The 25,655-nt window shown below is 42.3% G+C and carries 19 protein-coding genes, 1 tRNA gene, 1 pseudogene and 1 riboswitch; of the genes and pseudogenes, 1 reads left to right on the forward strand and 20 read right to left on the reverse strand.

The genetic code is table 11. The features are described from left to right. Nucleotides 1–133: 133 nt before the first annotated feature. The 20 genes and pseudogenes from CCC70_RS10230 to CCC70_RS10325 form a co-directional block, all read right to left on the reverse strand. Nucleotides 134–3,115, reverse strand: coding sequence for a choice-of-anchor D domain-containing protein (locus CCC70_RS10230; protein ID WP_287084792.1), 2,982 nt, complete (start codon nt 3,113–3,115; stop codon nt 134–136). A gap of 120 nt (nt 3,116–3,235) precedes the next feature. Next, nucleotides 3,236–3,493 carry a hypothetical protein gene (locus tag CCC70_RS10235; RefSeq protein ID WP_015525887.1) on the reverse strand — a complete coding sequence of 86 codons (258 nt, stop codon included), beginning with the start codon at nt 3,491–3,493 and terminating at the stop codon, nt 3,236–3,238. Between the two features lies 1 nt (nt 3,494). After that, entirely contained in the window at nt 3,495–4,298 is an 804-nt protein-coding gene (locus tag CCC70_RS10240) for an HAD family hydrolase (RefSeq protein ID WP_287084793.1), read from the reverse strand. Beyond that, nucleotides 4,291–4,956, reverse strand: coding sequence for an HAD family hydrolase (locus tag CCC70_RS10245; protein WP_270391559.1), 666 nt, complete (start codon nt 4,954–4,956; stop codon nt 4,291–4,293). Before CCC70_RS10245 ends, CCC70_RS10240 begins: the two co-directional genes overlap by 8 nt. Before the next feature lie 8 nt (nt 4,957–4,964). Then, nucleotides 4,965–5,570 carry a Maf family protein gene (locus CCC70_RS10250; RefSeq protein WP_022426223.1) on the reverse strand — a complete coding sequence of 202 codons (606 nt, stop codon included), beginning with the start codon at nt 5,568–5,570 and terminating at the stop codon, nt 4,965–4,967. A 189-nt stretch (nt 5,571–5,759) separates the two neighbouring features. Continuing rightward, nucleotides 5,760–7,427, reverse strand: coding sequence for a glutamine--tRNA ligase/YqeY domain fusion protein (locus tag CCC70_RS10255; RefSeq protein WP_015525883.1), 1,668 nt, complete (start codon nt 7,425–7,427; stop codon nt 5,760–5,762). Between the two features lie 114 nt (nt 7,428–7,541). Beyond that, nucleotides 7,542–7,614, reverse strand: a tRNA-Thr gene (locus CCC70_RS10260). Nucleotides 7,615–7,778: 164 nt separating this feature from the next. Next, nucleotides 7,779–8,132, reverse strand: a complete 354-nt coding sequence (locus CCC70_RS10265; RefSeq protein ID WP_287084794.1) for a hypothetical protein — start codon at nt 8,130–8,132, stop codon at nt 7,779–7,781. Nucleotides 8,133–8,216: 84 nt separating this feature from the next. After that, on the reverse strand, nt 8,217–8,801 hold the full coding sequence (gene sigH / locus CCC70_RS10270) for an RNA polymerase sporulation sigma factor SigH (RefSeq protein WP_022426224.1): 585 nt from the start codon (nt 8,799–8,801) through the stop codon (nt 8,217–8,219). A gap of 36 nt (nt 8,802–8,837) precedes the next feature. After that, nucleotides 8,838–9,563: a 23S rRNA (guanosine(2251)-2'-O)-methyltransferase RlmB gene (gene rlmB / locus CCC70_RS10275; RefSeq protein ID WP_227573913.1), complete on the reverse strand. Its 726-nt coding sequence runs from the start codon at nt 9,561–9,563 to the stop codon at nt 8,838–8,840. A 10-nt stretch (nt 9,564–9,573) separates the two neighbouring features. Beyond that, a complete protein-coding gene (locus CCC70_RS10280) occupies nt 9,574–9,999 on the reverse strand; it encodes a Mini-ribonuclease 3 (protein WP_021650980.1) in 426 nt (141 codons plus the stop codon). Continuing rightward, nucleotides 9,984–11,393: a cysteine--tRNA ligase gene (gene cysS, locus CCC70_RS10285; RefSeq protein WP_287084795.1), complete on the reverse strand. Its 1,410-nt coding sequence runs from the start codon at nt 11,391–11,393 to the stop codon at nt 9,984–9,986. Before cysS ends, CCC70_RS10280 begins: the two co-directional genes overlap by 16 nt. 1 nt (nt 11,394) lies before the next feature. Beyond that, on the reverse strand, nt 11,395–11,886 hold the full coding sequence (gene ispF / locus CCC70_RS10290; protein WP_287084846.1) for a 2-C-methyl-D-erythritol 2,4-cyclodiphosphate synthase: 492 nt from the start codon (nt 11,884–11,886) through the stop codon (nt 11,395–11,397). 70 nt (nt 11,887–11,956) lie between these two features. Further along, nucleotides 11,957–13,222 carry a sn-glycerol-1-phosphate dehydrogenase gene (locus CCC70_RS10295; protein ID WP_173775671.1) on the reverse strand — a complete coding sequence of 422 codons (1,266 nt, stop codon included), beginning with the start codon at nt 13,220–13,222 and terminating at the stop codon, nt 11,957–11,959. Between the two features lie 1,276 nt (nt 13,223–14,498). Further along, nucleotides 14,499–15,548, reverse strand: coding sequence for a GGDEF domain-containing protein (locus tag CCC70_RS10300; RefSeq protein ID WP_270391551.1), 1,050 nt, complete (start codon nt 15,546–15,548; stop codon nt 14,499–14,501). A 299-nt stretch (nt 15,549–15,847) separates the two neighbouring features. Further along, nucleotides 15,848–15,923, reverse strand: a riboswitch (cyclic di-GMP riboswitch). A 162-nt stretch (nt 15,924–16,085) separates the two neighbouring features. Then, nucleotides 16,086–18,917, reverse strand: coding sequence for a response regulator (locus CCC70_RS10305; protein ID WP_287084796.1), 2,832 nt, complete (start codon nt 18,915–18,917; stop codon nt 16,086–16,088). A 178-nt stretch (nt 18,918–19,095) separates the two neighbouring features. Beyond that, nucleotides 19,096–21,951, reverse strand: a complete 2,856-nt coding sequence (locus tag CCC70_RS10310; RefSeq protein ID WP_287084797.1) for an ATP-binding protein — start codon at nt 21,949–21,951, stop codon at nt 19,096–19,098. Nucleotides 21,952–21,998: 47 nt separating this feature from the next. Then, a pseudogene (locus CCC70_RS16735) lies at nt 21,999–22,196 on the reverse strand (response regulator); the annotation flags it as partial. Between the two features lie 3 nt (nt 22,197–22,199). Beyond that, nucleotides 22,200–23,699, reverse strand: coding sequence for a response regulator (locus CCC70_RS10320; RefSeq protein ID WP_270391171.1), 1,500 nt, complete (start codon nt 23,697–23,699; stop codon nt 22,200–22,202). A 77-nt stretch (nt 23,700–23,776) separates the two neighbouring features. Continuing rightward, on the reverse strand, nt 23,777–24,136 hold the full coding sequence (locus CCC70_RS10325; protein WP_092069413.1) for an Hpt domain-containing protein: 360 nt from the start codon (nt 24,134–24,136) through the stop codon (nt 23,777–23,779). Nucleotides 24,137–24,431: 295 nt separating this feature from the next. Here CCC70_RS10325 and CCC70_RS10330 point away from each other — a divergent pair, with 295 nt between their 5' ends. Beyond that, nucleotides 24,432–25,640, forward strand: coding sequence for an IS110 family transposase (locus CCC70_RS10330; RefSeq protein WP_005343159.1), 1,209 nt, complete (start codon nt 24,432–24,434; stop codon nt 25,638–25,640). Nucleotides 25,641–25,655: the final 15 nt, after the last annotated feature.

A 25,655-nucleotide genomic window follows, 5' to 3' on the forward strand; every position in this document is an offset into this window, starting at 1 on the left:
CAAGAAAAATTTAGCACTCATCATTACAGAGTGCTAGTAACAGCATGTAAAACGGATCTCTATGTGCAAAAAAATCCCTCCGTACATTTTTTTGTACGGAGGGTGCTGTAAAACAATCTTCTACATTCTGTTCTTATTTTTTCTTTTTACGATATACAAGAATTCCTCCAATGCATACCACAGCCACGATCAAAATGATCACAAATGTCATGATCGGTGTACTGTCTCCCGTCTGCACTGCAGATTTCTGATTTGTCTGTGTCACTGCCGGGCTCGGAGTCGCAGTAAGAACTGCTGCCTGTGATACCGTAAAAGTAACCGTACTTTCTGACTGTGTACCGGTATCCTTCCAGCTGGAGCCGTCATATTTCTGCTGTCCAAAGGTAACTTTCAGAGTATATTTTCCCGGCTTGCTGACACGGAATGTTGCAGTATAAGGCTCTCCATCCCAGGTACGGGTCTCTGTGATCTTCCAGCTCTTCGGCTGATATCTGGTATCTCCCTTACGCGGGTTTGTATTATCCATCCCTGCACCAGCTGCTGTAAAGGTGATCTTTGTATTGGTATCATACTTGCCATTGGAATCAATTCCTGTGATCTTATTGTCCGATGCAGCGGCTTCCGTGCCCTGATATCCATTTACTGTAATACTTACTGCGATCACTGTACTGATCTTGTTGGGATTCTTAACCCCCTCCGGAAGAATGACAGTACCTTTTACATTAAATATCTGACGTTCTGCAGAAGACGGATCATAAGAAGACCCCTTAACATCCCATTTAACCGATGCCTTCTGCTCTCCCTTTGTTGTAGTGATCTTTACTGTTCCCGGAAGCTTCAGGGCTTTCTGGGTTTTCTGGGTTCCATTAGGAAGATCTTTGATATCGGATGGTTTTTTGATGCCTGTAAGGTTATTCGCTTTTTCACCGTTATCTGCTTTTTTCTTTGTAACGCTGAAATGGACATTTACATAAGCTTCCACATTTGCATCATTGGCGATCACAATGTCTTCCAGATATTCCCCCTGTGAAAGTCCGCTGACCGGCTGTACGCTAAAGGTTGCATTATCTCCTGCTTCCAGCTCTGTGGCAGAAAGTGTACCAATTGTATATGCATTTGATGATGGCTGTTTCAGAACGATCTTTGTATTTCCGGTGTTGGTAACTGTAACTGTCTGCTCATCAGGAAGTTCCTTATAGCCTTCTTCTTTGGTTCCAAACTCCAGACTGTCTGTTACCGAAAGACCTGGATTGGGTTCCGGTTCCGGCTCCGAAACTGTAAATTCCAGCCGGACTTCAGCCAGTGTGTTTCCGGTATTCTGATCTGTCACAGAAATCGTACCGCTGTGATCTCCGGCCTGAAGACCGGTCTTGGGCTGTACGGTAAAGGTTGCCGCCTCATCTCCGGGATTGAGCACTTCCGCAGAAGGCTCTCCCACCTCATAATCCTCCGGAGCAGAAAGCTGGATCCGGATAGCCTCTGTACCTGTATTCTCTACGGTTACAGGCTGTGCATCCGGCGCGGTCTCATAGCCCTGTTCCAGTGTTCCAAAAGACAGAGGACCTTCCGGTTTCACTGTTGCAGTAACTGTTTTTGGTGTTTCTGTCTTTACCATAACCGAAGCCGTCACTGTAGCAGATGCTTCAGTGCTTTCATCAGAAGCAAATACAAGTTCTTCCACGTATGGATCATCTTTTGCAGAGAGTCCAAGTTTAGGCTGTACGGTAAAGGTCTGCTCTCCTCCCTGCGCCAACTGGATATTTCCGCTGCTCTCCACTTCACTGACCGGCGCAATATCAAAAAACTCCGACTCAGGCTGTACTAACGTCACAGCTTCTGTACCTTCGTTTTTGATCGTGACTGTACTTGTTGTTTCTACCTTTTCATAACCGGCAGTCAGATCATCAAAAGGCAGTTCTGTCGGATTCGCAGTTAGCTTGTATATTTTTTCCGTTGCAGGGTCCGATGTTTCCCCGGGATCTGTCTGCTCATTATTTTCATTATCTTCGACTTTTTTATTTTCCGGTTCTTTTACTGTAAAGTCCGCTTCAAAGAAGACATCGGCACCTTCTTCTGTCTGATACGTGATCAGATCTTTGTATTCTCCAGCCTTCAGACCTTCTCGTGGTTTTACCCACACAGTAACACTTTCACCACTCTTTAATGGCGCATCATCAATATCTGCAGCCATGAAATTCTCCGGGGCGATCTCTTTAAAATTAAGATCTCCGGTTCCGTTATTTTTGATAGTAACCATCTGTGCTTCCGGAATTTCCGTATATCCTTCTTCCACGGAACCAAAATCCAGAATTCCACTTCCATCTTCCGTGTATGCAGATGCCGAATATGTCGGTTCCTCATTTTTTTCGGAAGCGTCTGCTGCTGTATCTACGGAATCCGGTGTCTCTGTCTGACTATCTCCAGATGTATCTGCCTCATCGGTATTCTGAGGCCCTGACTGTTCTCCGTTTACTTCTATAACAGAGTTTTCAGCAGGCTCCTGGGTATCTGCAGGTTCCTGTGCATCTGTATTCTCCTGCACATCCGCAGACTCCGTTTCTTCTGCCGGCTCTATGGTTTCCTCAGGCTGAGCACTATCAGGCTCCTCTGACGTTCCAGCTTCTGTATCCGGCGTGTTCTCTGAAGACTCCGAAGCTTCACTTTCCTCCGCATCCGGATCTTCTCCTGCTGCTTTGGCTTCTTCCTTTTTCTTTTCTGCCAGTGCTTTGGCTTCCTCCTCTGTTTCGGAAACCTCCTGGGTCGTCACCGTAAGCTCACCACTGACTCCCGTCTCTTCTTTTCCGGTGATCTTCAGAATGATCGGAAGACCCAGATCTTTTTCATCGATTTTATAAGTCTTGTCAGTTCCTACCTCTGTAAGAAGGTCTCCGTCCTTTAATGACCAGGAAAAACTCACATTATCATCTGTGATCCCCTCCGGCTTGACCTTTGAGTAATCTGCACTTAAAGTAGACCCGATCGCAAGTGTTCCTTTGACCTTCAACTTTCCATCAAGAGTTCCAGATGGAACTGCAGTGGCAAATACCATCGATGGAAGCAGCGTTACCATCATAAGCACAGCCATGACGACTGCCAGCACTCTGCTTTTTTTCATATCCCATCCTCCTTTACATCATTTTATTTTCCCCACATTTACCCTTTCTACGCAGGGCTTTCTTTTTGCTGATGCAAGTTTATCATATTTAATTTTCAGAGGTGTAATCCCTGCTTTCCGTCAGCCTTCTACGATCATATATTTTCCGTCCGGGAGTTTAAATACTTCGCTTTCTTCTTCCAGCTCCTTCAGGGAAATCCCCTCCACATCTGCGCCCATTCCATCCAGATATTTTTTAACATCCTTCAGGGAATCCAGCACAACTGCCATGCAATCCTCTAGAAATTCCTCTGCCTCCTCAAAATCCTCTGCTACCGGCTCATCAAAAAGCTGACCCTGTTTTTCCAGAAATGTCTGGACATATTCTTTCTTGTACATATTAAAGTACCTCCTTTATATCTCCGCCCGCCGCGATCAGTCTGCGAAGTACTGGTTCCACCTTCTCTGTCTCATAGAAAGCCGCCGCCTTTACCCCTGGCTTCGCATGCTTCATGGCAAAGCTGTATTTTACAGATTTCATCATTTCAATATCATTGTATTCATCCCCGAACGCCATGCATTCATCCGGTCCGATTCCCAAAAGTTCCTGGTATTTACGGATCCCTTTTGCTTTGTTCGTGGTAAATGGAACAAAATCCACCCACGCAAATCCGGATGTCACAACAGTACATCTGTCTTTGAACCGTTCTCTCCAGTACCGGATGGATTCCTCCGTCATTCCTTCTCTCTCATAAACTGCAACCTTCATACAAGGCTCTATGATCTCATCAAAACTCTTTATGATCTTACACTGATTTTTTACTTCTTCGATCATCAGATGGCGATAATGTTCTGTCTTGGGCATGATATAATAAAAATCCTTTGTAGAACAGGAAAATTCCGCTCCGGGCTTTTCCCATATCGCCTGAATGATCTCACTGACCAGTGCCTTATCAAAGCTGTCACAGTACAGAAGCTTCTCATTCTGAACAGCAAGCCCACCATTTTCGCTGATAAATGCCATCTCGTCCTTTACCGGCGCAAAAAGATTCCTCATATTGGCATACTGTCTGCCACTGGCTGCCACAAAGAGGATTCCCATGTTTTTCAGTTCCTTTACCAGCGGAAAGATCTCTTCCGGCAGCGTCTGTCTTCCACCGATAAGCAGCGTTCCATCCAGATCACTGGCAACCATCTTAATCATGCTGCTTCTCCTCATAAATAGTAAACAGATCACCAGGTACAGCTGCTACAATATCTGCACCGTTATTTTCAAGCTCTTCTCTGTCACGGAATCCCCATAGTGCACCAACGGTATACATTCCGGCAGCACTTCCTGTCTGCATATCTGTCTTTGTATCTCCGATATACATACATTCTTCCGGCTTTACGCCGAAATCTTCTGCAATCTTCAGCGGACCATCCGGCGCCGGCTTTCTGCGGATCCCTTCCTGCTGTCCCATCACCTCATCAAACAGATCTCCATAGATCGCCTTTACCACTTTCTGCGCCGCAACATGAGGCTTATTGGAGCATACAGCCATCTTAAGGCCTGCACGTTTCAGCTTCTGAAGGGTTTCCGGCATATCTTTATATGGCACAACTTTATACAGCGGATCTTCATCAAATTTCCTGCGATAAAGTTCCCTGACTTCTTCGTAGTGTACCAGCTCCGGATCTCCTGCATCGATCAGGCATCTTCTGATCAGCATATCTGCACCTTCACCGCTGTAATAACGAAAATTATCTGCCGGCTGTGGTTTCAGGGAAAACTTTTCCATGATCTCATTCGCCACATATGCCATAGATTCCAGTGTATCCGCAATTGTTCCATCCAGATCAAATATACAAGCTTTTATCATTTTGTCTTTCATCCTCTCAGGTTCATTCCCAGTTTTTTTGTCTCATAGATCAGTCTTGCCACAGGCAGTCCCACCACGTTGTTATAATCACCACGGATTCCCTTCACATAGGCTCCCCAGGCGCCCTGGATCCCATAGCTTCCGGCTTTGTCCATTGGGTCTTTGCTGTTTACATATTCCTTTATTTCTTCCTCTGTCACCGGATAAAAGCTCACATCTGTGCACTCATGGAAGGTATGAGCTTTCCATCTCCCTTTTTCTCTTATCAGCAAAGTTACACCGGTATATACCTGATGTGTATTCCCCTGCAGCATAGCGAGCATCTCTATTGCAGCTGTCTCATCTGCCGGTTTACCTAAAATCTTACCCTCATAAGATACAACGGTATCTGCACCGATCACAACCACATCTCTCAGATCTCGGTTCTCCTCTTCCTCCAGCGCGTATGCCGTAAACATAGCTTTCTGACGAGAAAGTTCCTCCACCACTTTCGCAGGCTCTGCACTGGTGATCCGTTCTTCCCCGCTGGCAGGCTTCACTTCAAAGGCGACTCCTACCTGGCTTAAAAGTTCCCGCCTCCTGGGAGATGCGGAAGCAAGCACGATTTTCTTCATGTGTAATTCCTCTCTTTCCTGTGTTATCAGTATAACCGTTTCTGTAAATGGGCGCAACCGAAATCGTTGCAGGAGCATTTTGTACTTATCCATTTATTCCTGATGACGATAAAACAAAACAAGCAGTACACCCTGATACCTGTTCACGGTGTACTGCTGTCATATGTTTCGTATTCTTTTTGACAGTTTTTATGCTTTCGGTAATTTGAAAGAGCTCTTCAGAGATACAATGCGGTTAAATACCGGTGCTCCCTCCCTGGAGTCATGGATATCTGCGCAGAAGAAACCGTTACGCACAAACTGATAGCTGTCATAACCTTTTGCTTTCAGAAGCTCCGGCTCTACATAAGCACTTGTTACTGTAAGAGAATTCGGATTTACATTAAGAGAACCATCTTCTTTATTGTAAACACCTTTTTCTTCATCTACGATATTCTCGTAAAGTCTTACCTCAACTTTACCTGCATTGGATGCTTCCACCCAGTGGATCGTTCCTTTTACCTTACGTCCGTCCGGTGCATTTCCGCCCTTGGTCTCCGGGTCATAGGTACAGTGGACTACACGGATCGTTCCGTCGTCATCTGCCTCATAACCTGTGCAGGTTACAAAATATGCATTCATAAGACGAACTTCATTTCCAATATAGAGACGTTTGTATTTCTTAGGAGGCTCTGCCATAAAATCATCACGTTCAATATAAAGTTCTCCACTGAACGGGATCTTTCTGGTTCCAAGTTCCTCATTCTCCATATTATTCGGAGCTTCAAGATACTCAACCTGTCCTTCCGGATAGTTATCGATCACGAGCTTGATCGGATCAAGAATCGCCATCATACGCGGACGTTTCAGCTTCAGATCCTCACGGATGCAGTACTCGAGCATTGCATAATCTACAGAACTGTTCGCCTTTGAAACACCACAGAGTTCTACAAATTTACGGATAGACTCCGGTGTAAATCCACGGCGGCGAAGTGCGGCGATGGATACTAGTCTCGGATCATCCCATCCATCTACGATGCCGTCCTCAACAAGCTTCTTGATATAACGTTTACCTGTAACAACGTTGGTCAAGTACAGCTTTGCAAACTCGATCTGCTTCGGTGGGTGCGGATATTCCAGTTCCTTTACCACCCAGTCATAAAGTGGTCTGTGGTCCTCAAACTCCAGAGTACAGATAGAATGTGTCACACCCTCAATGGCATCCTCGATCGGATGAGCGAAGTCGTACATCGGATAGATGCACCATTTATCTCCTGTATTGTGATGTGTCATGCGGGCTACACGGTAAATGACCGGGTCACGCATGTTCATATTCGGTGATGCCATATCGATCTTGGCACGGAGAACCTTCTCTCCATCTCCGTATTTGCCCTCACGCATCTCTTCAAAAAGCTGAAGATTCTCTTCTACAGTACGGTTTCTGTACGGGCTCTCTTTACCTGGCTCTGTAAGAGTTCCTCGGTACTCACGAATCTGGTCTGCAGTCAGGTCGCAGACAAAGGCCTTGCCTTTCTTAATAAGCTTCACTGCTGCCTCATACATCTGATCAAAATAATCAGATGCAAAGAAAAGTCTGTCTTCCCAGTCTGCACCAAGCCATTTCACGTCAGCCTTGATGGACTCTACAAATTCGGATTTCTCCTTTGTAGGGTTGGTATCATCAAAACGGAGATTGAATTTTCCGTTGTATTTCTGAGCCAGTCCATAATTTAAAAGAATGGATTTCGCATGTCCGATATGAAGATAGCCGTTAGGTTCCGGTGGGAAACGTGTATGCACGGTGTCATAAACGCCTTCTTCAAGATCTTTGTCTATAATATTTTCAATAAAGTTTTTGGAAACTGTTTCGTTCTCCATTGCTTTCCCTCCTAAATATCATCCTGATGTTTTATCTTATCATAAATCCGGAATTTTTGAAACCCGCAAAACCTGTATCTAAACAAAAAATTGTCTGTTTTTAGACACAAAAAAAGCTGCTGACGGGAATCGAACCCGTGACCTCCGCCTTACCAAGGCGACGCTCTACCGACTGAGCCACAGCAGCTTGTTTCGCGACGTTTGTGCCGCTCACAGTTGTTTATATTATCAGATGATTGTCATATTGTCAATACATTATTTTTATTTTTTTAAAAATTCATATTTTCATGATTATAGCACAAAAAATCCTGTGTGCTGTCGCTCGCAGACACAGCACGCAGGATTCTCTTTTTACTCTTCTGTCTTTGTCTCTTCTGCTTCTGTCTCTTCTTCCGCTTCGGCCTCCGATTCATCATCTGCAGATGTTTCCTCTTCTGCTTCTGTTGGTGCCTCTTCAGCATCCTCTGCCTCTTTGGAAACTTCTACAGTCTCAGATGCAGTCTTGTCCCAGTCCTGGAAGACTTCTTTCTCTTCTTTTTCTTCCTTCTTCTCGTCATCCTTGAAATCATCAAGATCTTCGAAATCATCCTCAAAGTCTTCTTCGCATACGGATCGTCTGGATACAAGTGCTGCGATAGCTCCTGCTGCGGCAGCGGTAAGCGCTCCTACTGCAACAAGTCCCCAATATTTATTGATCTTTGCCATAATTTGGTCTCCTTTCTTATTCTGCTCCTTATGAATATTATTTTAATACTTTTATATTCAAAAGGAAAGAGGTATTTACTCTTCTCAAAAATAGCTTTTAATTTTCCCACGGATCCTCTGCAGTGCATTATCAATGGATTTCGGTGTTTTTCCAAGGATCCGGGCAATATCCATATATCCATTTCCATCCAGATACAACTGCAGTACCCTGTTTTCCAGAGGGCTCAGGCTCTTTTTCATTTCATTTTCGAGAGCCGCCACATTTTCCCGGTCGATCAGGATCGATTCCGGATTATCATGCTCCACACAGGAATCTCTGAAGTTTTCCTCCGCCTCTCCGTCGCTTAAAGACACATAAGTGTTCAGTGGCTGATGTTTCTGGCGGTTTGAACTTTTAATTGCAGTATATATCTGTCTGTCAATACATATATTTGCAAAAGACTGAAAAGACGACTCCCTGTCTGGCTGGTAATCACGGACTGCCTTAAACAGTCCGATCATCCCCTCCTGTATCAGATCATCTGTGTCCCCACCTATCAGAAACATGGCACGGGCCTTTTTTCTGACCAGACCTTTATACTTTTCCATCAGATAATCTGCAATTGCAGATTCCCCTGCACGAAGTCTTTCGATAAGAGCTTCATCCGTCATCTCATTATATCGGCACATTTTTTCTCCGAACAGCTATGGCTGTATTTGATGTATTTATTTTGACAGTCTCTGTCTCACGATCTCAAAAGCAAGCACCCCTGCTGCTACAGAAGCGTTAAGGGAATCGATATCCCCCTTCATCGGGATCGCGGTAGTAAAATCACATTTCTCTTTTACAAGGCGGCTTACACCATTTCCCTCATTTCCGATCACAAGGCCAATAGGTCCTGTCAGATTCTGACGGTACATCACCTCTCCGTCCATATCTGCACATACGAACCAGATGCCTTTTTCTTTCAGTTCATCAATAGTCTGTCCCAGATTAGCAACCTTGGCAACCGGTGTATAATTCAATGCGCCTGCCGACGTCTTGGCAACCGTAGCAGTCAGTCCTACTGCTCTGTGTTTGGGAATGATCACACCATGAGCACCTGCGAGATTTGCGGTACGGATGATAGCTCCCAGATTATGAGGATCCTCAATATTATCAAGAAGAATGATAAACGGAGGCTCTCCCTTATCTTCTGCTTTTTTCAGGATATCTTCCACTGTAGAATAATCATAAGCCGCAACCTGTGCGATCACACCCTGATGTGCACCTGTCTCGCTCATGGAATCCAATCGTTCCTTTGGAACAAATTTTACAATGGTATCATGTTTTCTGGCTTCTCTTGCGATGGTGCGGACCGGTCCGTCCTGACAGCCATCCAGAATAAACAGTTTATCAACACATTTACCGGAACGAAATGCCTCAAGGACCGCATTTCTTCCTTCTATCATTTCAGTCAATTTAAATTTCCTCCTTCTCAAGTCCTGCATGGACCAGCTCCAGTATCCTTGAAAAATCCTCTTTCAGGTAAAGATATCCCATCAGCGCCTCAAACCCTGTGGCACGCCGGTAATCCGCCATGGTGGCATGTTTGGCCATGGTAGCGGAATGCGCATTCCTTCCTCTTCGATATACACTTTTTTCTTCTTCTGTCAAAAGTGGTTCGAGGATCTCCATCATACCCGACTGTGCAGATGCTTTTACAAGGCTGCTGGCTTTTTTGTGGAGACGATTTACCGGACAGTTTGCTTTTTTCACAAGAATAGTACGGATCACCAGCTCATAAACACCATCCCCGATATAGGCCAGCGTCAGCGGCGAATAAGTCCGAAGGTCTGCGTCTTTCAGATCAAACAGCTCTTTAAGTTTCTTTAAGCTCTCTGCCATTTCACACCTTCTCTTGTATCTTTGAGGATGATACCTTTTTTCAGGAGCTCATCACGGATCTCATCTGCTCTCTTGAAATCCTTTGCCTTTCTTGCAGCCTGGCGCTCCTGGATCAGATTCTCGATTTCTTTGTCAAGAATCTCTTCTTTTTTCTCGATTTTCAGTCCCAGCACATCACTGAGCTTAAAAAGTTCCTCATAAAGGCCACCGGCAAACTCTTTTGAGCTGTTCTCATCTACGTTTGTGTTGGCAAATTTAACAAGCTCAAAAATTGCCGCAAGCGCATCTGCTGTATTAAAATCATCATCCATGGCCGCTTCAAATTTGGTAACAAAACCTTCTGCCTCTTTGAGAAGCGCAAGCTCTTCCTCTGTAATATTCTCTGCCGCCCCATTGTCTCTACGGTCGCTGAGCTTGCCTGCCGCCTCAAGGATACGCTCCAGAGAGTTCTTTGCTGCCTCCATCAGATCTGCGCTGAAATTCAGCGGACTTCTGTAATGTGCGTTCAGCATAAAGAAACGGAGAACCTGAAGATCATACTGTTCACCGATCTGACGAACGGTACGGAAATTTCCGAGAGATTTGGACATCTTGCGGTTGTCGATGTTCAGGAAACCATTATGCATCCAGTATCTTGCAAAAATTTTACCATTGCAGCACTCACTCTGTGCGATCTCATTCTCATGGTGCGGGAAGATCAGATCCTCACCGCCTGCGTGGATATCAATCTCTTCTCCGAGATATTTCTTGGACATAACAGAGCACTCAATATGCCAGCCAGGACGTCCGTCGCACCACGGTGACGGCCAGGACGGCTCGCCCTCTTTCTTTGGTTTCCAAAGCACGAAGTCTAACGGATCTTCCTTCTGATCCTCACCGGATACCTTAAGAGAACGGAATCCTGACTGGAGATCATCCAGATTCTTATGAGAAAGCTTGCCATACTCTTTAAATTTCTTTACACGGAAATAAACGGTCCCGTCAGCTGCCGGATATGCATATCCTTTATCAATAAGAGTCTGGATCATGTCGATCATGCCCTGGATCTCCTGTGTAGCCTGGGGTGCAGTTGTAGCAGGTTTTACATTCATATCTGCCATATCCTTCTTGCACTCTTTGATATAACGGGTAGAGATTTCCTCTGCGGAAACGCCCTCTTCAATGGCCTTCTTGATGATCTTGTCATCTACATCGGTAAAGTTGGATACATAATTTACTTCATATCCTTTATATTCCATATATCTGCGCACCGTATCAAAAATGATCATAGGGCGGGCATTTCCGATATGGATCAGATTGTATACCGTAGGTCCGCAGACATACATTTTTACTTTTCCTTCTTCCAGAGGTACAAATTCCTCTTTTCTGCGTGTCAGTGTGTTAAAAATCTTCATGTTACTCTTCCTCCAATTTCCCGATTCTGTACAGGGAGCAGATCGCCTGTGAGGAGATTCCCTCTCCCTGTCCTGTAAATCCAAGGCCTTCCTCTGTGGTCGCCTTGATATTCAGCTGTGATATTTTAATCCCAAGTGCTTCTGCGATATTTTCTCTCATCGTCGGAATATGTGGTGCCATCTTCGGTTTCTGAGCGATGATGGTGGCATCGATATTTCCGATCACATAGTCATTCTCCTTCAGTAATCCGGCAACATGCACCAGAAGTTTCACACTGGAGATTCCCTTATACGCAGGGTCTGTATCCGGAAAATGCTTTCCGATATCTCCAAGAGCCGCAGCTCCCAGAAGTGCATCCATGATCGCATGGATCAGAACATCTGCATCCGAATGGCCCAAAAGACCTTTTTCCCAGGGAATATCAACACCACCAAGGATCAGTTTCCTGCCCTCTGTCAGTTTATGTACATCATATCCCATTCCTACTCTCATCAAACCGTTCATCACTGCCTTTCCTGAAATTTATGTCAAGTCAAAAGAACCTTTTATGAGCTGTTCCTGCTCAGTATGTGAGCATCTTCCGAAGTCTCAGAAGGCTCAGCCTTCTTCTTGTATACGGTGCAAGTCTAAGACTCTCCTCGATCGCTTTTCCCGGCAGTCCGATATCCCGGACTCTGCTCACGCAGCCAACGATACTCATCATCTCCTGCATATCTGTAACTGCAGGAAGAAGATCTATGATCTTAAGGATTTCCGGAAGTGCACCGGAAAGTGTTTCTGTGCTTACATCGTCCAGAAGTTCCGGGGTGTTTTCTTTTTCAAGTGCTCCAAGAATCCCTTTTCTGCCGAAGGTCTCCTGCAGGAGTTCTGTGTCTCCGTCTGTAAAGGCATGCACTCTGCAGGCTCCTCTTCGGATAGCATCTGCAAGCTTTTTATATTCCAGAAGGACCAGCATGGTTGCTGCAGAAACCTTCTCCCCGTGAAGAGCATCCAGGTGACCATTGACTACTTCCATATCCCAGAGGTGGACCATATGGTGCTCCGCCCCGGATGCCGGTCTGGAGTTTCCTGTCATCTGCATGGCCAGTCCGGAAAGGATCAGCGCATACATCAGCTTCTCACATGCATCTTTCTCTCCTGCTGCAATTTCTTTCAGATTATCCTTAACAGTCCGGATCGCTTTTGTTTCCAGGTCTACCACCGCTGTACAATAGTATTCATCCATAAGAATACTTGCTATCTTCCAGTCTGCCAGCGCAATGTATTTTCCCAGAATATCCGACACCCCGGCTGCTGTAAGCCTTGCAGGCGCCTTAGCAAAAATATCCGTATCCGCAAAAACAAAAAGTGGCGCAGATGCCTGAAATACTTTTTTTACACCATTCCAGGTCATGTCTGCTACTGTGGAAGTAAATCCGTCTGAACTGGCTGCGGTGGGCACAGAGACAAAAGGGATCCGGTACTGATGGGCGACAAAGCGGCTGAGATCATGGATCGTCCCCGCTCCAACTGCAAGAACAAGATCGATGTCCTCTTCCATATAATTCTCCACGATCTCCACGGCACGCTCATCTGCCTCAAGACCTTCAGCATCCAGGATCAGTACCTGACACCGGTCGTAGATATCCTCCATCAGTTCCTCTGTAGCTTTGTAACTGTTCGTGTCACAGATCAGAAGCGGGGAAATACATTCTTTCAGATCACCGTCTGACATTTCCTTTTCCAGTTTCCCTATAGCTCCTGATTCAATTACAATTTCTCTAACGTCTATGTGGTGCTCCCTCCCGCAGCTGCAAGGTCGGGCAAAATCGTCCGCATCGACTCGCATGTACTTATGTCCTCCTGACTTCTTTTAATGATTCACAGCGTATTTCTCTGTCCGCTGAATGATACAATATTACAGTTTGGTATTATACAGGATTTTTTTTTATTACGCAATGATAGAGTTCAACTTGTTTCATCATATAGCAAAAATCCTTTATTTTCAAGGATTTCCGGTGTTTCTACGCCAAACAATGTTTCGTCTGGTTGCGTCTATTTTCTTTTGTTTGTCACAAAATTTGTCACAAAAATTGTCATAATAAAAAGCCACGCCCAATAAAGGGAATGGCTCTGATTATTACATTACATTTTCAAGCTTTTTCATTTCATTCTGTAAACGTGTAAATTTTTGCCCTAAATGTTCTGCTGACAAAAAAGCTCAAAAGCAATATAACGACCGGAAACGCAAAAAGAATCCTATCCAGATCGAACACAAAGCTATTGTTGATATGCTCCGCAATCGTGGCGAAGATTACAATGATTTTGTTACAGAATCCTACTATTACAGAGATTTGATTAAGGGAAAGAAAGTTTCTCCTTGCCCTAATGACTATAACTCTTCTATTCAAACTCAAAAGCAGTATGAAGAATGGTTAAAACAAAAACATCAAGAATTGACAAAAAAGCCAAAGAAACACCCGGTACATTAATTTGCACCGGGTATTTTTATATGTTCCATTCTGTTCTAAGTTGTGTTATACTGACTGCGTTGTCCAACCGAAACCCGGCAACGGGGGGAGGTGAACACATGGAACATCGTCATATCTTTTTTGGTGGCTGTTGCGGCAGGTGTGACTTGCCATCTCATTTGCAAATGGTTAAACAGTCATAACAAGGACAACGAATAGCCTAGTGGATGCTCAACCACTGAAATAAAAAGAGAAGAACCCTCGCATGTATTGGTGGTACATACGGGGGTTCGTTCTTTGTTCACATGGAACATCATCATATCTTTTTTGCCTACTGGCATTATAGCATATGCCGATCATGAAATCAATATGCTTCGTCTTTGTAAATCCGTGATTTTTCCACCGTTTGTCCTAAAAATGTCACAAAATCATATTTCTAAATCAACTCGCACATCCAGAAATGCTTTAAAATCAACACTTTCCAGACTTCACAGTATAAATACATTGCTTTCTTTTTTATTACGCAATAACGTGCTTTGACTTGTTTCATCTTATACCAAGAATCCTTTGTTTTCAAGGATTTCCAGTGTTTCTACGCAAAACAATATTTCGTCTGATCGCGTCTATTATCTTTTATCTACTCTGAGCTGAAAGCTAATTATATTTCTTGCATATCTGTTTATTTTTATACATATTAGCATCTGCAGCATCCAATAACATCTGCATTGTACACGACATATCATCGGAGGATAATGCCCATCCGCATGCAAAGTCGATTGGTATTTGATTTTCATAACTATTTAATCTGTCTTTTTCTCTGTTCAAGGATTTTAATATTTCCTTAATTTTCGCCTCGCTTGTATGATAAATGACTGCTATAAACTCATCTCCTCCATATCTTCCAACAAAATCCTTTTCTGGAATAACACTGCGCAAAAGCTTTGCGAAATTTATTATTAACTGATCTCCTGCGGAATGTCCCATTGTATCATTTACAGTTTTTAAATTATTTAAATCAAACATTATGCAAGCTGTAGGATCTGTAATTATATCTTTTTTATTAAGAAGATCATTACAGGCATTTTTATTTGGCAGCCCAGTATGGGCATCTATGAATGCTTTCTGTTCCAGCAGTCTGTTTTGCATTGCCATCTGCATTGCCCTTAGAGTCTGCATAATAACCAATATCACCAGACTCAACATATCAAGTGCCGACAAAAGCTCTATAGTACGAATCTTTACAGCGATCTTTTCTGAATAGCTTTCTGCGGAAGAGACAGTTTCATCTGCCATCGAAAAATATATTTCACTCATATTAACAATGTCTGTATTTTCGTATCCCTTGTTTCTTGCTGCTTCAATTTCTGTTTTCAATTTATCCCAGTAATCACTCTGGATTTGCAATTTTTCCTGGTATTCTTCGTCATTGAGTTTTACCAGATCATAATGTCCATCCTGATATCTCAATCCAAGAAGAATATCATCCAAATATTTAATTAATTCTTCATTTTGGTTTCCTGTAATTTCTAATTTTACTTCACGCTGTGTAGCTCCACGTACCAGACCTGCATAATTTATTACGCGTGCTGTCCCCTGCAGCCTACTAATCTGAATCATCATAAAAATAATAAGAACTACTAATATCAATATAAGGAAACTCTGTATAATACCTATTATATTTTTACTTTTCTTGTTTGTCTGCATTTCACAATTTATCCCGAACCTTAAATAATATTCATTTACTTTCCTACAGGGAATCAAATGACATACTTTTGGTCAGCGAACTTTCATTAAGAATATTAATCTTTGAAGATGGAATGACAGTTGCAGCAGTTTTCTTGTTGCTTTATAACTTCCGCTAACATCAACAGCAGCTTATCAATCCACTCATGTCATTGATGTTTGGATCATAAACTGTCTGTGTACAAATATCGGGAAGATCATCTCCTGTTGATAAATCATTCCTCAAAAAAAGCACTGCCAACCAGACAGTGCACCTCATTTTATGCAACTGGCTGCCATTTTACAGGCCCTGTAGCTTTGCGTCCCAGACTTTCATCTGGTTTGCCGATTTCCTTATTATAGCTTTTACACGTATACAAAAAACTGGTTTTATTATACTATAGTGCTCTACTATATACAAGAAAAACATTACCGTTTTAACGTCCAAAAATAAAAAAAGAACAGCCGATATATACATCGAACTGTTCTCCCACTTCCGAAGTCCACGCAGCATTGACATTACCGTTCTATATATTTTGTGATGACAGATATTAAAATCCTCATATCAACCGGCTTCGCCACATGGTCATCCATTCCGGCATGCAAAGCAGCCTGTACATCCTCTGCAAATGCATTTGCTGTCATTGCAATAATAGGGATCTCCTTTCCGTCCGGACGCTCCGACAGATTTCTGATAGCTTTTGTCGTTTCATAGCCATTCATTTCTGGCATCATGATATCCATCAAAATCAGATCAAAGGTCCCCGGAGCTGTATTGCAAAACTGTGCCAGGGCAGATTTTCCATCGGCAGTCCTAGTTACGATCATCCCTTGTTCTTCCAGCAAAGCTGCTGCTATCTCTGCATTTAAATCATTGTCCTCTGCCAAAAGGACATGCAGACCATGTAAATCCATATCTTTCCTTAACTTTTCTTCCTTTTCAGACAGTATCTGTTCTGCTATAAGCAGGGGAATTTCTACCGTAAATGTTGAGCCAATACCCTTTCTGCTGCTGACCTCAATTTTTCCACCCATAAGATCTACATACTGTTTGGCAATGGCCATTCCCAGTCCGGCTCCCTTATAGCTGGTTCTTGCCCCACCATTTTCCTGACTGAACTCATCAAATATTCTGGTCTGGAACTCCTCACTCATACCAATTCCGGTATCTGATATACGATAGCGTACAATTATATGATTCTCATCATTACCCGGAGCGTTTTCTGCAGCGAATGAAATGGTGCCTCCGTCTTTTGTAAATTTGACTGCATTACTGATAATGTTGAGCAATACTTCCCTGATTCTGAGTTCATCTGCCATCACATAAGGAGTTTTTAGTTTTTCTCTTGAAACATACAAATTAAGGTCACGATTTTCCATATATCCCTTTGCGATCGACAAAACAGTATTTATCATATCCCTGAGATCTGTCGGTACCGGTTTATATTCCAGTTTACCACTTTCAATGCGGCTGATATCCAACACATCGTTGATCAGTGTCATCAGATATTCTGAACTCTGCCTGATCTTTTTCAGACAATTCTCCACCTCTTTGTCCGGTTTCCTCTTCATGGCAATATCTGTAAATCCAACAATTGCATTCATTGGTGTCCTGAGATCATGAGACATATGGTTCAGGAATGTCGTTTTTGCAATATTCGCCGCATTTGCATTCTGTGCTTCTTTCAGGGCTTCCATCTGTTTTTTCCTACTCACGGAAAGAGAATAAACCAGAAGAAGCAGTACAAAAATAATCACAAACGAAACTCCGATAACTAAGCCTGCATGCTCAGCAAGGATATCCTTCAAGGTCATTTCCTTTTCTGAAACAGAATTCTGTGCAAGGACAACACCATTTAAAACATTGGATGACTGCTCAATTGCTTTATTGATAATGGTAGCTGCTCTTCTGTTTTCTCTCGTCGTGAACATTCCTAATTCCTGCCGTTTTGCCATCTCTGCAAATGACAGACTTTGGGTCAGTGGACTTTCATTAAGAATATTGATCTTTGAGGATGGAACGACAGTTGCTCCCACTTTTCCATTTGCTACAGCCTCCAGGCATTCTTCCTGTGTATCATATTGTTTGATTTCTGCATCCGGAAAAAGAAGGGACACCATCAATCCAGAATACAGTGAGGTCTCTGTCACTGCGATCGTAGAGAGACTGCTGCTATATTCTTTTCCCTTGTAAATAACAACCGGCGTAATATCAAAGATTGCATCCGTCAAAACCACTTGAAACTGTTCCTGTGTATAAAAATCCTGAAGGATAGGACCGGCAATATCTATTTTGCCAGATTGCAATGCCTCATTCATCTCTACTCCCGTGGAACATGGAACTGCCTTGATCGTAATTTTATATTTTTCCTGAACAGTATCCAGAACAGTTCCAAGGATTCCTGTGAGTTTCCCATTTTCTTCACCACAAAAAGGAAGATTATCCTTTAGATATCCCACGCGGATCGTATTTTCATGTGCATCCAGCCATTGTTTTTCTTCCTTGTTGAGTACATAGTTTATGACCGCTTTTCCTTCATAACGGGCATACAGCTTGCTGCTGTAGTCCGTTTCTGTATTGTTGATTTCTTCCATGGCAGAATTTAATTCCTTTAACAGATCTGGTCTGGATTTTGATACACCGAAATAACAGTCACTTGCACCAATATTGGCAATGGCAATAAAATCGCTGTTGACAGACAGCACTGGGAGCACAAGTGCATCCAGTTCATCTGCATCCAGTTTTTCTATCATTTCATCATAGCCTTTACAAACAACCACCTCTGCCTGGATCTGATTGCTGTCCAGCCATTTTTCCAGAAGTTCTTTCTGATAGCTTCCATCTGCTGCACCAATACGACAGCCATTCATCTGCTTTGGATCACCATCCGTAAGATCTGTATGATCTTCCCGGGTATAGATCCAATATCTTTCTGTTCCTGCGGCATAGGTTGAGTAATCTATAAATTCTGCTCTTTCCGGTGTGTAACTGACACTTCCAAGTATATCTATTTCTCCATCTGCCAGCATATCCAGACACTCTTTAAATGAGCCATAGACATATTCATACTTCCAGCCGGTTATATAAGAAATTTTCTGGAGATACTCATAGCCGGCTCCCTGCTTATGTTCCCCATAACCGCCTTCCTGAAAATTGGCATATGGAAAATAGCCAACTCTCACGGTTTTATTTTCTTCCTCTATTACCTGAGTTGTATTCCCATCACTTTTTGTTTCCGACGCATAAACAAAAAACGGTACAAAAAGCAGCATGACAAATGCAAAAATGCTCAAACATACTCTATTATTCTTACTCTTTTTTCTTATCTGTTTTTCTATCTTTCTGTTCATTCATTTCCTCTTTATCATCCAGTAAAGCGGACATTCGCAATCCGCTTTCGCTACTTGCTCATAAACGCAGTCTGTTTGCGTTCATGCTGTTGTCCTTCCCAGTCTGTAAGTTTTCCTGTTTTTTCAATACAGAAAGAATGACCACTCCATTCAGTATAACACGAAATTATTAGTTTTCTTACTGCCTTAAAACTTCCGCTAACATCGACAGCAGTTTATCAATCTGGATCGGCTTTGCAATATGACCATTCATTCCGGCTGCAACAGCATCCCGCTTATCTTCTTCAAATGCATTTGCCGTCATTGCAACGATCGGTATGCATGCCTTATCCTTATCCGGTAAGTGCCTGATTGCCTGTGTTGCTTTATAACCGTCCATTCGGGGCATCTGGATATCCATGAGGATCATATCATATGTTCCCACCGGCATTTTTGTTATCTTATTTACACACTGAATGCCATCCTCCACACGTTCTGTTTTAAGGCCGGCACGCTCAAGTATTGCTTCTGCAATCTCTGCATTCAGATCATTGTCCTCTGCCAAAAGGATATTCTTGCCTTCAAGGATTTTACTGGCTGTTCCAGAGCCTTCATCATGTTTTTTTACATAATAGCTTTCATCCGCTATCCTGTGTTTTAATGTTACAGTAAAGGTGCTGCCCTTTCCAGGCTCACTCTCTACATCTATTGTTCCGCCGAGCAGATCAACATATCTCTTTACGATTGACATTCCCAATCCGCTTCCTGTGATTTTGCTCTTTGTAGTGTTTCGCTCACGCGTGAATGCATCGAAAATCTTTGTCAGATAATCCTGGCTCATACCGATTCCGGTATCGCTCACCCTGGTCCTTACCATCATGTACCCGGGCTCATCACATACTAATTCGTCTATGTTTATCATAACAGAACCACCGGATGGGGTATATTTTATGGCATTGCTCAGGATATTGACAAATATTTCTTTTACCTTGGTAGTATCTGTCAGTATATGTTCATGCTCTACATTTATTGTGTAATGAAGTGCAATATTCTTTTTCTTTGCTTCATCACCAAATATTTCAAATAAAGTCTGCCGGATATCTTCAATCCGGCCATAGTTCTCATCAATTTCCATCTTTCCGCTCTCAATCCGAGCCATATCAAGTACATTATTTATGATTGACAGAAGAAGATTTCCAGACTGCTGCAATTTTTCCAGATGATCTGAAGTTTCAGGCAGATCCTTTTCTTTTAGTTCTTCCTCCATAAGCTGTGCATAACCCAGAATTGCATTCATAGGAGTACGGATGTCATGTGACATATTGTTAAGAAAACGAGTCTTTGCCAGACTGGCATCCTCTGCTTTTTTCAAAGCGATTTCCAGTTTGTCATTGAGTTTTTTTGTATCCTTTGCCGCAAGCTTTGCGACAGCTTCTGCTTTCCTTGCCTTCCGCAAAAGTACGAGGATAATACCAATGATGCTGAGTGCCAAAAATCCTACCGTAGCCAAAAAAACAAGCAGATTGTCTTTTATGAAATCAGAAAATGTTACTTTATCTGCAGTACTGTCATAGATAGCAAGTGCACTTGTAAGCATGTCAGACGGCATGGCCTTTATAGTTTTATTCAGTATTGATAAAAGGCTTCCCTCTCCCTCTCTTACAGTAAAACATGCCTCCATTGTTTTTGTAAGTGGAACACTCTTGAAATTTTGACTGTTATCATATATCAGCGCCTGGCTTGCTCCCATGAGGAAACAGTCTGCTTTTTCTTGGATGACCATATCTGCTGCATTGTCAAGCGAATCACAATCTACAAGCTTCCATTCAGGATAACTGAATGCAATATGCTGTTTTAAGGCATATTTTTCCTTTGGCACAGCTACAGTATACACCTTATTCTCATCAAATTTTTCCTCATCAGTTACCGCCATCAAACTGTAAGTCCAGGCTGTGTTTGTAAGTGCATATCCGTTTTGTTCTGCAAAATATGGATTCCTGCCGGCATAAAAAATCATGTCAATCTCACAATTCTGCAGCGCCTGAATCATTTCATCATAATCATCATATGCATGTATATTAAATTCCAGTGTCTGATTTCCCAGACAATCTTTGGCATAGGAGATATATTCCGCCAGCATACCGGTAATTTTTCCAGTCTCTTCATCCATGGAAAAGATTGCCGGATCATTGTTCAAAAATCCTATCTGGATACCTCCATGCTCTTCCACCCAGACCTTTTCTTTACCTGTAAGAATCTGAATATAATCAAGTGTAAAATACTTCTTATACAGATCTGCCTTAAAAAAGGGACTATCCTGTTCCAGTTGACGCATAGCATAGTCCAGCTCCGTCTTGATATCGCTGCGTTCTTTATTTATTGCAAAATATATGCCTGATTTGCCAATCGTGGTAACGGATGATATTCCCTGTTCAGACCAGATCGATTCCTCCAGAGATACAAAACAGTCGATCTCATGATTTGCTAATTTCTTTTCGACATCATCATCATTATTCACATTTACATGTTCTGTATGTATGCCATTCTTATTTTCCCATTCTGTCAGCATGATCTCAGGTTCTGTATCCATGAGCACACCTACACGTTTCCCATCCAGAGACTTGAAATCAGACATTCCAATATCCGTATCCGATAAATCAGCATAAAGGATATATTTTTCCTCCCCCATCGGTTCATCCGGGAAAAGCATCTTTTGTGCACGTTCATCGGTGTAAGAGATATCACCCATGATATCGATCTCACCATTTTCAAGTTTATCAAAACAGTCAGACCAGTCACATTTCACATACTCAAATTTCCATCCGGTATAACCTGCCAAAGCCTGCATAAGTTCGTATCCATATCCTCGTCTTACACCGTTTTTATCGACATAATCAAAGGTATCCTCAAATGAGCCGACACGGATGATCTGTGACTGCTTTTCATCGTTGTTCGTCTCAGCAGCCCGGCAAGGTACTGTCAATACCATCCATATTCCCAGAAACACAAATATACCTGCACATAGTACGGTTGATTTTTTCCTACTTTTATCCATATTTTTTATTTCCTTTATTTGTGCGGTTTTTCTAATACTCCGGACACCTAATCCAGGTTCTTCTGCAGGATGCTGATCAATTCCTCTATGACAATTGGTTTGGACAAGAACCCATCCATACCACATTTCAGTGCTTTCTTTCTGTCCTCATCAAAGGCATTGGCAGTCATGGCAAGAATAGTAATTCCAGCCAGTGCCGGATTTTCTTTTTCATTAGGATCCTCCTTCTGAGCTTCCTTTGCATTTTTCTATTTTACAATATCAAAATATCCAACGATCCCAATGTATCCATCCTTCTTTAAAGGCGACCACAATGTATGCAATTTCAGTTTGTACATCTGGCGGTCATTTTCCACCCTTGCTTTTATCTGCACAGAGATTTCTTTATTTTGTACAGATGTCTGATGTAATAAAACCTGAATATGATGAACATCTTCTTCATTTACTCCGAATTCTTTGAACAGATCAAAATCCGGATTATTTCTCTGATATAATATCTGCTGTTTTCCGTTTAATATAGTCAGCTGACCGGAACTTGTATTGTAATCAATTGAACCCATGCCGCTGTTCGCTTTGAAGAAATCAACCTTTTCCTTCATGACCCTGAGAATACTCTGTGAATAATTTTGGTTCGGTAAAGATCTGTCGCTGAGTATTTCATTTGAAAGTCTCTGCACTTCATGGTAATAGCTATTGTCATCCATCTCTTTATCAAGCATTTTCGAAAGCTGAAGACGCAGCTCTTTCAGGCACTTAAGGAGGATGGGGTTAAATTGTCCGCATTGCCCATCCAGGATCATCTGGATTGCTGTGTCATGATCAAATGCTTTCTTATAACATCTTTCACTTGTAAGTGCGTCATAAACATCAACAATCGACACCACCTGTGCGGAGATTGGTATTTCTTCTCCTTTCAGTCCATCCGGATAACCTTTTCCATCCCATCTTTCATGATGCCATCTGCAGATTTCCCATGAAGCACGTACCAATGAATTGTCTTTTGGGAAATGCATATCCTGGATCATATCTGCACCAAGTTCACTATGAGTTTTCATAATCCTGAATTCTTCATCGGTAAGTCTGCCAGGTTTGTTCAGGATTTCTTCCGGAATACGGATCTTACCGATATCATGAAGAGAAGATGCTGTTGTGATCAAAGAAATATCTGCCTCTGTCATAGGATAAGCATTTGTTATTTTTACCAGTTGTCTCAGCATCAGTTCTGTTGCTGTTTTAATATGCAGGATATGTTCTCTACTCTCACTGTTACGTGATCCCAGTACATTACTCAGGATCCGGATCATAATATTATTATTTTCTTCTTTTTCGTAAACCTGATCATAAACCACATTGATCAGATGCTTTTGCTTCATATAGAGTCCCAGGGTATTCTGAACTCTTTTCTTTACAATCACAGAATCAAACGGTCGTGTGATATAATCCGTGATTCCCAGTTCATATGCTTTACGCATCGTATCAACAGCATCTTCCGAAGATATCATGATCACCGGAGTTTCTTCTATACACTGGCTTCTTTTCATTATTTCCAAAACTTCAAAACCATTCATCTGTGGCATATTGATATCTAAAAGCATCAGATCAATTCCTATATTTTCTCCTATCATCTGAATTGCCTGATTTCCATTTTCCGCTTCCAGGTAATTATAAGTTTCTCCGAGAATCTCCTTTAACATATCTCTGTTAAATTCTGAATCGTCTACAATCAGGATCTTTTGTCTTTTATCCATATTTTTTATTTCCTTTATCCAATGGGTTGATGATGTTCCAAGCACCTGGTCAAAGACAGAACGTCGTGTCGCATCACTTAATTCGACAGTCCCTTCTTTATTTCTTCAATCATCCTCTCATATACTTCTGTTACTTTTTCCATTGCCTTCGATATCCCAGGCTGCGCTCCGGTTCTATCTCTCAAAAGTTCTGTTAACTCATTACTAACCTCATACAGACGGTCAAAAGAAAGATTCTGACAAACCCCTTTCAGTGTGTGTGCACTGCGGAAAGCATCTTCATAATTTTTATTTTCCAATGCCTGTTTTAACTGTAGATAACTCTGGTCTTCAAGGAACTTTAATGTAAATCTCCGAATCAGTGCTTCACTTTGAAGGCGTCCCAAGACATCTTTATAGTTTCCTCCGATCGCTTCATAGCATTCCTGTATTGTCATGATTTTGTCCTCCTATCTACTACAATATATTTATGGTTAATATCCCTTACAGCCAGTAAGGAATTATCCATCTTGTTGCTTAAGCTGTATAATGGTGGAGCAATTGGTATATCGGCTTCCTTTCTTGGACTTCGCGTCCGTAAAATAGACTGATAACCAGCTCCTCATTCGCAGCGTTCGTTTTATGCAGGTTGAATCGTCGTAGGCGCATTCGTGTCACACCACAGTAGATTGAATAGGCAATGAGTAAAACTGGCACTTATCCATTGCAATAATCTTAAGGAGTGACAAATTTATGAACGCAGTAGGTATCGATGTTTCTAAGGGTAAAAGTATGGTTGCTATCATGCGGCCTTTCGGTGAAATTGTTTCCACCCCCTTTGAAATCAAACACACAACCAGTGACATTAATTCACTTGTAGAACTCATCAACTCTGTTGAAGGTGAGTCACGAATCGTGATGGAACATACAGGACGTTACTACGAAGTCCTTGCCCATCAGCTTTCAGAGGCTAACCTTTTCGTCAGTACCATTAACCCCAAACTTATCAAGGATTTTGATAATGATTCCCTTCGTAAAGTCAAATCTGATAAAGCGGATGCCGTTAAGATTGCACGCTATGCACTTGACAAATGGCAAAATCTTAAACAGTATAGTGTTATGGATGAATTACGCAATCAGCTTAAAACCATGAACCGTCAGTTTGGCTTCTACATGAAGCATAAAACAGCCATGAAGAATAATCTTATCAGCATCCTTGACCAAACCTATCCTGGTGTTAATACTTACTTTGACAGTCCTGCACGCAATGACGGCAGCCAGAAATGGGTTGATTTTGCATCTACATACTGGCATGTGGACTGTGTCCGTAAAATGTCCCTGAATGCCTTTATTGACCATTATCAAAACTGGTGCAAACGCAAGAAGTACAACTTCAGTCAGTCAAAAGCTGAAGAAATCTATGGAAAAGCAAAGGAACTTGTTCCTGTACTTCCAAAGGATGCCCTTACAAAGCTTATTATCAAGCAAGCTGTAGACCAGCTTAATAGTGCCTCTACAACTGTTGAGTCACTACGCACTCTCATGAATGAAACTGCATCCAAACTCCCGGAATATCCTGTCGTTATGGCTATGAAAGGTGTTGGAACTTCTCTTGGTCCTCAGTTGATGGCTGAGATCGGAGATGTTTCCCGTTTCACTCACAAAAGTGCTATTACTGCATTTGCCGGTGTAGATCCCGGTGTTAATGAATCTGGAACCTATGAACGAAAAAGTGTTCCTACCTCAAAACGAGGTTCCGCTGATCTAAGAAAGGCTTTATTTCAGGTAATGGATGTCCTAATTAAAACGCATCCTCAAGATGATCCTGTTTATCAGTTCTTAGATAAGAAACGGACTCAAGGCAAGCCTTACTATGTCTATATGACTGCAGGTGCCAACAAGTTTCTAAGAATCTACTACGGACGAGTGAAAGAATATCTTTCATCTCTTTCAGAATCCTAATTATCCACTAATATT

This window comes from Blautia sp. LMAG:89, assembly GCF_008679485.1.
In the GTDB taxonomy this organism is placed as follows: domain Bacteria; phylum Bacillota; class Clostridia; order Lachnospirales; family Lachnospiraceae; genus Blautia_A; species Blautia_A fusiformis.